Annotated in this window: 12 protein-coding genes; 3 read left to right on the plus strand and 9 right to left on the minus strand. The window is 52.7% G+C overall.

Going from position 1 to position 11559, the window contains the following annotated elements; genetic code table 11:
• Window positions 1–6 precede the first annotated feature (6 nt).
• The 5 genes from sfsA to QF669_07630 form a co-directional block, all read right to left on the minus strand.
• Window positions 7–714, minus strand: a complete 708-nt coding sequence (sfsA, locus tag QF669_07610; protein ID MDP6457297.1) for a DNA/RNA nuclease SfsA — start codon at window positions 712–714, stop codon at window positions 7–9.
• A 3-nt stretch (window positions 715–717) separates the two neighbouring features.
• Complete coding sequence (locus tag QF669_07615) at window positions 718–1878, minus strand: aminotransferase class I/II-fold pyridoxal phosphate-dependent enzyme (GenBank protein MDP6457298.1); 1161 nt, start codon at window positions 1876–1878, stop codon at window positions 718–720.
• A 265-nt stretch (window positions 1879–2143) separates the two neighbouring features.
• Complete coding sequence (locus tag QF669_07620; GenBank protein ID MDP6457299.1) at window positions 2144–2536, minus strand: GIY-YIG nuclease family protein; 393 nt, start codon at window positions 2534–2536, stop codon at window positions 2144–2146.
• A 9-nt stretch (window positions 2537–2545) separates the two neighbouring features.
• Entirely contained in the window at window positions 2546–3688 is a 1143-nt protein-coding gene (locus QF669_07625; protein ID MDP6457300.1) for a PLP-dependent aspartate aminotransferase family protein, read from the minus strand.
• 127 nt (window positions 3689–3815) lie between these two features.
• Window positions 3816–4769 carry a cystathionine beta-synthase gene (locus tag QF669_07630; protein MDP6457301.1) on the minus strand — a complete coding sequence of 318 codons (954 nt, stop codon included), beginning with the start codon at window positions 4767–4769 and terminating at the stop codon, window positions 3816–3818.
• 175 nt (window positions 4770–4944) lie between these two features.
• On the opposite strand from QF669_07630, the gene QF669_07635 reads away from it, so the two are divergent.
• From QF669_07635 to QF669_07645, 3 genes are all read left to right on the plus strand, one after another.
• On the plus strand, window positions 4945–5157 hold the full coding sequence (locus QF669_07635; GenBank protein ID MDP6457302.1) for an aldehyde dehydrogenase family protein: 213 nt from the start codon (window positions 4945–4947) through the stop codon (window positions 5155–5157).
• Between the two features lie 239 nt (window positions 5158–5396).
• Complete coding sequence (locus QF669_07640) at window positions 5397–6053, plus strand: flavin reductase family protein (GenBank protein MDP6457303.1); 657 nt, start codon at window positions 5397–5399, stop codon at window positions 6051–6053.
• Window positions 6050–7282 carry a class I adenylate-forming enzyme family protein gene (locus tag QF669_07645; GenBank protein ID MDP6457304.1) on the plus strand — a complete coding sequence of 411 codons (1233 nt, stop codon included), beginning with the start codon at window positions 6050–6052 and terminating at the stop codon, window positions 7280–7282. The genes QF669_07640 and QF669_07645 overlap by 4 nt, the downstream gene beginning before the upstream one ends.
• Before the next feature lie 9 nt (window positions 7283–7291).
• Here QF669_07645 and QF669_07650 read toward each other — a convergent pair whose 3' ends face one another.
• The 4 genes from QF669_07650 to radA all read right to left on the minus strand — a co-directional run bounded on the left by QF669_07650 (window position 7292) and on the right by radA (window position 11509).
• Window positions 7292–8392 (minus strand): M48 family metallopeptidase, encoded by a 1101-nt coding sequence (locus tag QF669_07650; protein MDP6457305.1) that lies wholly within the window; start codon window positions 8390–8392, stop codon window positions 7292–7294.
• 127 nt (window positions 8393–8519) lie between these two features.
• Window positions 8520–8984 carry an NUDIX domain-containing protein gene (locus QF669_07655; GenBank protein ID MDP6457306.1) on the minus strand — a complete coding sequence of 155 codons (465 nt, stop codon included), beginning with the start codon at window positions 8982–8984 and terminating at the stop codon, window positions 8520–8522.
• Window positions 8981–10108, minus strand: a complete 1128-nt coding sequence (gene tgt / locus QF669_07660; GenBank protein ID MDP6457307.1) for a tRNA guanosine(34) transglycosylase Tgt — start codon at window positions 10106–10108, stop codon at window positions 8981–8983. The genes QF669_07655 and tgt overlap by 4 nt, the downstream gene beginning before the upstream one ends.
• A 45-nt stretch (window positions 10109–10153) precedes the next feature.
• Window positions 10154–11509, minus strand: coding sequence for a DNA repair protein RadA (gene radA / locus QF669_07665; GenBank protein ID MDP6457308.1), 1356 nt, complete (start codon window positions 11507–11509; stop codon window positions 10154–10156).
• Window positions 11510–11559 lie beyond the last annotated feature (50 nt).

Genomic DNA, 11559 nt, shown 5'->3' on the forward strand with positions numbered 1-11559 from the left:
AGACATTCAGAAGGGCATCAGATCATAGGGGACTGTATTCTTGAATTCAATCGCGGCTGGTGATACAGCGGCTGTGATGACACTGATGCGCACACCAGCCCGTTCAGCTTCCAGCAAAGCCTGGGCGAATTTCTGGTCTCTGTCCCACTGCGGCTGGAAGCAACGCACATCGGAGCGCTGGCAGACAAACAGCACCGCCGCTCCCGCACCACTCCGGGACAGTTCCGCCAGAGCATTCATGTGACGCCGTCCCCGCTCCGTAACAGCATCTGGAAACATGGCCACCCCGTCTTCCACAAGAGTTACCGATTTTACTTCCAAATAGAGAGGAGTACCGTTCTTTTGCAGAAGAAAATCGAAACGGTGATTACCCAGCTTTACCTCGCTCTGAACCAGTTGATAATTCTTAAATATACTCAATTGACGGTTTTCAAGCAGTGAACGGACAAACCGATTCGGGAGCGTTGAGTCAATAGAGACCCACTCTTCCCCTTTTCTTACTAGCACTGTTGTCCAATCAGTCTTGCGGTTCTCCCGTTTTTCATTTGCTACCTGCCGGACTTTCAATCTGACACCGGGAATTAACAGTTCCTCAAGCCTTCCCGGATCGGGCAGATGACTTTCCTCCTCCCGGCCGTTGATACGGACAATGGTCAGAAACCGATTCGGCCTCCGTACAAAAGTAGCATCGGTGAGGTAGCCGTCTGTTTTCATTCATCAACTCTCAGTCAGCGCCTGATCAAAATCGCCAATCAGATCTTTCGCAGATTCTATTCCGGCGGAAACGCGGACAAGGCTGTCGGTGATACCGATGGCTTCCCGTTCTGACGGCGACATACCGGCATGGGAGGTCACAGCCGGTCGGGTCATGAGTGTTTCGACCCCGCCGAGGCTGGGAGCAAGGATCGGCAGGGTTACTTTGTTCAAAAACCGTTTCGCCGCGTCAAGCCCCTCTTTCAGTTCGAAGCTGAGCATCCCGCTGAATCCATCAAACAGTTTCTTTCCGCGGTCGTGATCGGGGTGCGAAGCAAGCCCGGGATAGTTAACCTTCTCTATTTTTTCATGATTCTCCAGGAATTGCGCAATCTTCTGCGCACTCTCATTGTGCTGCTTCATCCGCAAAGCGAGTGTCTTGATACCGCGATGGAGGAGAAAACAGGCGTGCGGATCGAGCGTGCCACCCAAATGATTGAGTTTGTGTGTAATCTTTTCAATCAGGTCGGCGCTGGCAATGATGGCGCCGGCAACAATATCTGAGTGACCGTTCAAATACTTGGTACAGCTGTGGCACGAAATGTCGAATCCCCACTCCGCAGGCCGGAAATTGACAGGCGAAGCAAACGTGTTGTCAATAACAGAAATGATTCTGTGTTCCCGGGAAAATGCGGTCACGGCCTCCAGATCACCTATCTGAAGCAGCGGATTGGACATGGTCTCAACGTAGATCAGCCTCGTCTTGGGCTTAAGTTTGTCCTTCCATGAATCCGGATCGGCACCGTCAATGAAATCAAACTCGACCCCCCATTTGCCCACATCATGATTGACGAATGTGTGCGTGCCGCCGTAGAGAGTATCTTGGATAAGAAAGTGGTCGCCGGCCGATAAGAAGGTGAGCAAGGTGACGGTGATGGCAGACATACCGCTGGAGGTGACAAGAGCGTCTTCCGCGTTCTCTAGTGCAGCTAATTTTGCATGGAGTGCTATGTGATTGGGCGTATTGTTCAGTCTGATGTAACGAACGTCGTGGTAGCTCTCTTCTCCGGCCGTTTCGAACATCGCCGACTGGAAGACTGGCATGGACACCGCCCCGCCGATTCTGGGATCAGGTTCCCCAGCATGAATGAGTTTTGTCTCAATACTATTGTAGCTTTCAGTCACTTCGTTCTCTCCTTTCGACTCTTGTATTGTCCCTCTTGAACCTCAAATGCAGCAACTGTTCTCTCGGTTCCCGAAGTTGCAGATTTGAGTTTAACACTGAGGTACAGGAATCATCAATCCTTATTGCGGCGAGAAGCATGACCGCCGACAGAGAACATCGCATCGACAGGACAAAACGGTGGCGCTTCGAGACACTATCGCAACACACGGACTTTACAACTTGCAACAGAGGGGATTGCAGTCTGCAACAGGGACCCGGCATCTCTCACGATCCCCCATCAATCTTCGCCAGATGTGCCGGACACCCGGCGCGACAGTCGCTGGCCCCAAATCCTTTGACGGGAGCCGAAACACCCCTTTTTCGCAACAGTTTCTGATTTTCGACGCATTCCGCTTCGAAATCCTCTGATACGATTTCAATCCGTTCTATTGCCACCTCAGGATGAGATGTGAGATAATCAATGTGCCAACGGAGAGGCTTATCTTTTCTGCGGTGCCGTTCGAGGCGCGCTTTCAGGCCCCGTTTCGCCCGGCCGGTATAGATGTAAGTCCCGGGCGTGAATCTAAACCTTCCTAGTTTGCCTATCTGAATTGATACGGAACGAGCGACCCGAAGGTTGATCTGGTAAATCCCACCAGCAGGTAGCTCAGCAGACACAATAAGAAACTAAACTCTCTCCAGTGCTTGATCTAAATCTGCCACGATGTCGTCCGGATCCTCTATCCCTACAGAAATACGCACCAGGCCATCGGTGAGTCCCCGGGCGTGGCGCTCCTCCGCCGGCACATCCGCGTGCGTCATGGTGGCGGGATGGGTGATCATGGTCTCCACGGCACCAAGACTTTCCGCCAACGCACACAGCTTTACTGTATTCATCAGTGTCTTTCCAGCCGCGATACCACCTTCCAACTCGAACGAGATCATGCCGCTGAAACCATCCATCTGCACTTTTGCGATTTCATGCTGAGGATGGGAAGGCAGGCCGGGATAGGTCACGCTTGCCACCTTGGGGTGAGCTTCCAGGAATTCAGCCACGATCTGTCCATTGGCGGTGTGCCGTTCCATCCTGAGGTGAAGCGTCTTGACCCCGAGGGAGGTGAGCCAGCAATCGAAAGGACTCGGCACGGCGCCGATAGTCTTCTGGACGAACTTCATCTCCTCGAAGATATCTTCCCGGCTTGTGATGACAACCCCGCCGATGAGCTGGTTATGACCGCTCAGGTATTTCGTGGTGCTGTGGACCACCATGTCGGCGCCGAACTCCAGCGGCCTCAAGAAGACGGGCGTGGCAAATGTTGAATCGACACCGTAGAGCAGATCATGCTCCTTTGCAATTTGCGCCATGGCAACCAAATCGGTCACCTTCAGCAGGGGATTGGTGGGCGTCTCTACCCAGAGCATCTTCGTTTCAGGGCAGACAGCGTCTTTCACTTTACGGGGATTAGAGGAATCCACGTATGTAAAGTGGAGGTCGTAGTTGACGAGGATCCGATTGAAATGGCGCGAGACGCCGCCGTACACATCATCTGAGCAGACCACATGATCGCCTGCTTTCAGTAGCTTCATGCAACTGTCAACGGTAGCCATGCCGCTGGCAAAGCAAACGCCGTACTTGCCACCTTCGATGGCGGCGAGTTGCTCTTCCAGCATCTGACGCGTCGGGTTCGCCGAACGGGTGTAGTCAAATCCCAGGTCGCGGCCAACTTCGGGTAGAACGTAAGTCGCCGTCTGGTAGATGGGCGGCACGATGGCGCCGGTAGTGGGGTCCGACTCGATCCCGGCCCTTACAATCTTTGTGTCAAACTTCATTTCTCCCTCCACTTTACCTTGCTAAAACATATTGGAGTGATGGATAGTTGGAGAAGTGGAGAAATGCGGGCGGTGCGTTCTTCCATTTCTCCAATACCCCAATTCTCCACCTCATTAACCTACGGCTTTACTCAAGGAATCCTTGCTCCTTCATCCAGTCATCATCGACGAATTTGGTGAGGTAATTTCGTATGGAGTCGGGCAGGATCACCAGACACCGTTCACCTTCATTCAGGCTCGTGGCCACCTGCAATGCCGCCCACACCGCTGAGCCAGACGAACCGCCCACTAAGAGTCCCTCCTCCCGGACCAGCCGTCTTGCCACCAGGAACGAGTCTTTGTCATTGACCTTCACGTATTCGTCCACCAGGGAGTTATCCAGCACGTCCGGGAAAAAGTCGTAGCCGATCCCCTCAACCATATACGGGTACACCTCCGTTCCGCCTCCGAGGATAGAGCCGTGAGGATCTACGCCAACGATGGTCACATCAGGCAACTCTTCTTTCAGGCGCTTCGCAACACCTGTAACTGTGCCGCCGGTGCCTACGCCGATGACCACCATACTGAGATTATCACCCATTTCTTCAATAATCTCTCCAGCGGTATCGTGGTAGTGGGCATCGGGATTGTCGATATTGCTGTACTGATCGAGAATATGGGAATTGGGGATTTCTTCGTTGAGCTTTTTCGCAATCCCAATGTGACTTTCCGGTGCATCCCACGCCGCTTCAGTAGGCGTGCGGACAATTTCGGCTCCCAGCGCCTCCAAGACCACCTGTTTCTCCTTGCTCATTTTCTCTGGCATGGTGATGATCATCCTGTACCCCTTTACGGCGGCAGTCAGCGCCATGCCTATTCCCGTATTGCCGGAAGTGGGCTCTATGAGAGTATCGCCCGGTTTAATGCGCCCGGACTTCTCCGCCTCCTCCACCATCCTTACGCCGATCCTGTCCTTCACCGAACCGCCCACATTCAGAAACTCGCACTTTCCATACAGTTTGCAATCGAGATCTGCCCCAATCCGACTCAGCTTTACAATGGGAGTGTTTCCTACCGCGCCCAGAATATCTTCATATATCATATTGCCTTCCTTTATGAAATCAAGTCATAATGGTTAATATTATTTCTTGATTAAATAGGTTCGCAAAATCAAATTCTTTATGCACAACGAACCAACTACTATTATTCTTCAGATCAATCCGTTATTCTATCCACAAAAGTGGACGAAACTTTAAGAAAGATTAGGGAGGCAGGAAATGAAAATGTTACTTGACGGTGAATGGCACAACAGGGAGGAGACCATTGATGTAACCAATCCCTTCGACGGCTCGCTCATCGACACAGTGCCCAGCGCCACATCAGAAGATGTCGACCTAGCCATCTCATCCGCCGTGGAAGGGTTCGGAATCTCGAAGCATCTCTCGGCTCATGAGAGAGCAGATATCCTTTACGGGACCGCCTCCTCATGAAGAGTCAGCACGAAGAGTTTTCTTAGCTCATTGCGAGAGAAAGTTCGAAAACAATCAGGGAAGCACGCAAAGAAGTGCGCCGCAAGAAGAAAGAGTAACAATCTATCAAATTGTATCCGGGGAGGCTTACTTACTGTCCTCAATCCAACAAGGTGGAAAAGACTACCAGCGCGAAAGATACTACCGAATTAACCGTAACGATCGATACATTCTCACCCTAAGCTTAACTGATTGATGCTATGAAAATTGATCCCAAAGACCACTTCTTCGGTGACATTCACAAGATCATGATCGGATCCATCGTGCCACGGCCTATCACCCTCGTATCAACCGTCGCGATGAACGGCACCCAAAACCTGGCCCCCTTTTCCTACTTCAACGGTGTCTGCTCCAACCCCCCCACTATCATGTTTGCCCCCGCCCGGCGGGGATATGATGGTAAAACCAAGGATACCCTTAACAACATCCGCGCCACTGAAGAATTCGTAGTAAACATCGTTTCTGAAGCAATCGGCGAACAGATGGTAGCTTGCGCTACTGATTACGAACCTGAAGTTGATGAGTTCGAGATTTCCGGTCTCACGGCTGTTCCCAGTAAAAAAGTTTCTCCCCCGCGAGTTGGTGAGTCAAAGGTCAGTTTTGAGTGCAAGTTGAATCAGATCATTGAGATAGGTGAAGGTGGTCCGGGGAGTGGAGCTGCTGTCATCGGTACTATTGTACTGTTCCATATTGATGATGAGGTCACTTCAGACGGTCGCATACTTTTGAATAAACTCCAGCCTCTCGGTAGACTCGCCGGTAACCGGTACGCCCGGATTACGGATACACTCAGGATCGTGCGCCAAGTCAAACCGGATGATTCCTCGCCTCCCGCTTCCAACCGGAAGAAAGATTGAGTCTAGACGCACCCGCCGAAGATAACCACTTTCTCGCTCATTGCGTCATGGGAATTCCTTCTTCGGAGATGATGATTCCCTACCCCAGCATCCGTTCCCTTCTCGACTCGCAATTGAGAAGATATGGGGAGAGACGTTTCATCAGCTTTACCGATGAGAGTGGCAGTGCAGCAGAGCTGTCCTACAGTCAATTCTTCACCAGGGTCTGCCGGACGGCCAACTTCCTCGAGTCCGAGGGAGCCGATTTTGGACAGCATCTTCTAATCCCGCTAGCGGACGATCTGGACATTCTTACCGAACTGTTCGCCACCTGGATGATCGGCGCTGTTGCCGTTCTGCCCTCAACATCAGACGCACCACATTCCGTTGCGCAAGAGTTTCCTGATGCCGACATGCTATTCCCGGAGCTGGGCAACTTGACTGACGCCATCGCCGGGCACAGCAAGGAGTATCAAATAGGAGTAAAATCAAAGTTGTCCGACGATAGCCTAATCTATCAAACAATCGATAAGAGCGGGACCAAACGGGGTGTCGTCTTTTCCCATTACAACCTTCTGGTGAACGCCATGGCCATCAGCAGTTCTCTCAATCTCCCGGATGATCAGGCTGTAGCATGTTGCCTCCCGCTTCGCGACATTTCGGCTCTGGCCGGCTGTATCATGTCCGCACTGTACGCCGGCTCTCCCCTGATACTCGGCAGTCACGAAGAAAGTGAGAACTTGCCGCGCGCGAGGTGGGACGAAGATGTTGTCTGCCTGTTTACTGATGTTTGGAGATCAGAAAGTATTCTTGATGGGTGCCACAATCCTGACTATCTGATTTCGCCCCACACTGGCCTTAGCCCACGAAGAGTGAAGCAACACTATGAACAAACTGGAATCCCCATTATCACTGGACTTTCATTGCCAGAGATCACCAGCTTCGGCACGCTTTTACCTCTTTCACGATCTCCGTCAGACCATTCGGGATGGTTTTCCCAGAAAGACCGGCTGCCTTTGGGTCTTCCGCTCCAGCCGGTAGAGATTACTGTTATGGATGACGATGGCAGCGAATTGCCGCCGGGAGAAGCGGGACAGCTCACCGTTAGAGGTCATAGCGTCATGAGGGGATACCTCAATGACGAAGCTTCTACTGATGAAGTGTTCAGATTCGGCTGGCTGAATACGGAAGAGAGAGGCTTCTACGAACTTCAGCCGGATGGCAAGAGATTTTTCACTCTCATCTCCTGAATAGTTCCGCTAAGTCTCCACCGGCTGAGCCCGAAGATGCGCAATGCGGTTTTCGATGGAGGGGTGGCTGTGGAACAGAAACTCCACCACTGGATGAGGCTCCCGGTCGGCCAAGTTCTGATCGGCTAATTTCTCCAGAGCCCTGGCCATCGCCGAGCTGTCTCGCCTCATTTCTACTGAAAACCGGTCCGCCTGCCTCTCATGGCGGCGACTGATGGAGTTCTGAACCGGCCCACTTACAAAGCTGTAGATTCCGAACAGAAGTGTAAGCAGCGGCAGGGTCGCCAGTTGAGTGATGTTCTCGAATCCCAATCTCTCTATCCAGGCCGCATAAGCAACAGAGACGAGGTAGAGACCAACAAAGGTGAAGAGTGTGCCGATGGCCATCATCTTCCACAGATGTTTCATCTTGAAATGACCGAGTTCATGAGCGAGGACGGCATCGATCTCATCGTGATCAAACTCTTCAAGCAGCGTATCACCCAAGATTACGCGCTTCGATCTTCCTATCCCCGTAAAGGCGGCATTGGCTTTTTTCGTTGTCTTGCTCATGTCGAATTGGAAGATACCTTCCACTTTCATTCCTGCGTCTCCACATCTCTTCCTTATCGTGGCAGCGACTGTTTCATCATCAATTGGTTTAAACTTGTAAAAAAGAGGAAAGATCAACGTAGGTGCAAGTCTTCCCAGCACTACCGAAACCAGGAACATGAAAACGCCTACATACAGCCACCAGATTTCGGGAAACGTTCTGAGAAGATAGTAGAAGACGAGGAGAAGGGGAACGCCGATGACCAGTCCGACGCCGAACGCCTTGAACTTTTCCCAGAAATAGGAACGAAGCGTATGATTGGACAGCCCGTATTTGTGCTCAAGGATGTAGCCGCCATAAAAGGAGAGAGGAAAGAACAGTATCGTCTCGACGATGCCTATGATTGCGCCAAAAGCGAGAAGGGCAAGATAAGGTGAAGATGTAACGAAAGACACCATCACTTCCGCCCAACTCGAAAATCCAAGTAGAACGATTGCCAACATAAAGAGCCATCCAGACAGAGTTCCCCCCAGATTGAGAGCTAGCTTAATATTGTTGTAACGTTTTGCCTTGTCCATGGCGTACTGGTTACTGGTTATTCGTTCGCTTCACTTCCATTTACATTTCATTACGATTGATAAACTCAATCCGAGATCCGCACCCCGCATTCCAAATTCCACAATCCGCACTCCATTCCTCTGCCTGCTAAGTAAGGTCAACCTCTGACCACTTCAGCCGTTCATCACCGGAAAGGAGCATGTCATTCAAAGCTGAAATCGCTTCCTTCTGCTTGCTCCACGTTAACAGTTCCAGCGCGGACTCTAAGCTGACCCACCGGTATTCCGCGTGTTCCGCTGACAGCACTACCTTCTCCGAATAGACTTCAACGCCGAAAACGGGCACCAGATGCATGCGATCCTTGTAGCTTTGGTAGAAGGAGCTGACATGATCCACTATGAACAGTTTTGCCGGCTCCAATCCCGTCTCTTCTATTAACTCCCGCATGACGGTTTGAACCGCCGTCTCGCCGCCTTCAATCTGACCCGCCACTCCCTGCCAGAGATGTCCGTAGATCTTCGCCTTATGCCTTTTCAACAACAGGTATTTCAAATCGCTTCCATCCTGGCGGTAGACATAACTGTCCACATGAGTCACCACAACTTCGGTCACGATTCACCTCCATATTCTTTCATAAAATCACGGCTCCAGACATCGAATGTGTCGGCCCGAATCTCCGCTCGGATTCTCTCCATGAGCGACAGATAGAATGTAACATTGTGCAGTGTTGCCATGCGGAGTCCCAGCATTTCGTTGAGATTGAACAGGTGGCGAAGATAAGCACGGCTGAAAGTGTGACAGGCATAGCAGGTACACGATTCATCCATCGGAGCGAAATCTTCCTTGAACTTCTGGTTGCGAAGATTGATGCACCCGCCCCAAGTGAAGATCTGTCCGTTCCTGGCGTTCCGCGTAGGGATTACGCAATCGAACATATCCATTCCGTTCGCCACCGCCCGCACCAGGTCGTCCGGCTTGCCGACGCCCATCAGATATCGCGCCCTGTCTCCAGGGAGCAGTCCATCTATCACGGCAAGAGTGTCGAACATGGTTTCCTTCTCCTCTCCCACAGCCAGTCCGCCTACCGCCACCCCCGACTTCGCGAGAGGAATCAGCTCGTCCGCGCTACGTTTGCGAAGGCTTTCGTCCACGCTTCCCTGAATGATGGGAAAGAAGTGGCGCGTCTCAGGATTGAAGCGTTCATCTTCGTGCAGGTATATGGCGCACTGTTTAGCCCAGCGGGATGTCCTCTCCACCGCCTTTTCCACCTCACTCACTGGAGCATCGCCGGGAGGACATTCGTCAAGTGCCATCATGATATCGCTGCCGAGAATCAATTGGATTTCCATGGCGCGCTCGGGCGTCATTTCGTGCTCGCTGCCGTCCAGTCCCGAAGTGAAGACTACTCCCTCTTGAGAGATTCTCCTCAGCTTCGCAAGAGAGAACACCTGAAAGCCGCCGCTGTCGGTCAGGATCAGCCCGTCCCACGCCATGAAATCGTGGAGTCCGCCGGCGGCTCTGATGACCTCCAGTCCCGGTCTGAGATAGAGGTGATAAGTGTTGCCGAGGATAATGGACGCACCGGCTGTCTTGAGTTCAGCGGGAGAGAGGGTTTTTACGGCGCCGTAAGTCCCGATGGGCATGAAGACAGGGGTCTCGATCTTACCGCGTCTGGTGGTCAGAATACCCGTGCGGGCGGAAGTTGACTTATCGGAAATCTCTACGGAGAAACTCATGACACAGCGGCAGGAATGGAGAGGACGATGCCTGACTGCAGGAACTCACCTGAACAGATGAGCGAAAGCCTCCTCCACAGACCGTACACCGCGAACACTAAGCTTGGCGGCGCCCTTGCCGCTCTTGGGCACACTCGACTTTGGCGCGATGACGGTCTTGAAACCTAACTGCCTCGCTTCCTGAATTCGCTTGTCGAGATGGGAGATCGACCGCAGTTCACCGGCCAGGCCTATCTCTCCGATGAGTACCCCGTCGGCCGGGAGTGGTTCATCCTTCAGGCTGGAGGCGACGGCGGCGATGACTGCCAGATCGGCGGCCGGCTCATCGATACGCATCCCTCCCACACAGTTGACAAACACGTCTTTTGTCCCCACGAGAAAGCCAAGACGCTTTTCCAATACAGCCAGCAACATCGAAAGCCGCCGGATGTCGAAGCCGGTCACATTTCGCTGCGGCGTGCCAAAGTTAGCATTGGAAACCAACGCCTGCACCTCAACCAGAATCGGACGGCTCCCTTCCATGGTCGGAAATACGGCGGATCCCGTAATACCTTCTTTCCTCTCGGAAAGAAAGAGTTGCGACGGATTCTTTACTTCCAAGAGACCCTCCGATGACATTTCGAAGACACCCACTTCGTTGGTAGGACCGAACCGGTTCTTCACCGCCCTCAAAATCCTGTAGTCGTGGCGAGAGTCGCCCTCCAGGTAGAGGACGGTATCGGCCATGTGCTCCAGCATCCGCGGACCGGCGATGATCCCCTCTTTCGTCACGTGTCCGATGACGATGGCGGCGACACCGCTGGACTTACACAGCTCCAGCACCTTCTGCCCGCATTCACGCACTTGTCCGATGGCACCCGGCAGACTTTCGCTCCCTTCAGCATAGATCGTCTGGATTGAGTCAATGACGAGGAATTTCGCCTTAAGCAGGAATAGTTGATCCCGCATCACCTCCCACCTGTTCTCCCCCGTGAGAGAGAGGTTCGCCGAGCCGATCTCCAGCCGCCTTGCACGAAGCGCGATCTGCTCCTCGCTTTCTTCCGCCGAAACATAGAGGACAGGCGCGCCGAGGGAGGCGACCGCCTGAAGCGCGAGGGTCGATTTTCCGATGCCGGGCGTTCCCCCCAGGAGGATCATGGAGCCGGAGAGGAAGCCGCCGCCCAACACTCGGTCCAACTCGGGAATGCCTGACAGCGTTCTTCCCGCTTCGTCAAAGATGATATCAGTCAGAGCGGTGAATTCCCTCGCCTCACGTGTCTGCCTTGTCCTTCCGTCCTTGGGAACGGTATACTCTTTCAGCGTTCCCCATTCGTTACAGGCGGGACACTTGCCATGCCACTTGGGGAAGTCTTCCCCACATTCGGAGCATAAGAAAACGGTTTTTGTTGAAGGTTTAGCCATAACGACAGGAATTGAAGTTGACGATGGAGTTCAGGAAAATCAAGGGAATT

The organism is Candidatus Neomarinimicrobiota bacterium (assembly GCA_030743815.1).
Taxonomy (GTDB): Bacteria; Fidelibacterota; Marinisomatia; order Marinisomatales; family S15-B10; genus UBA2146.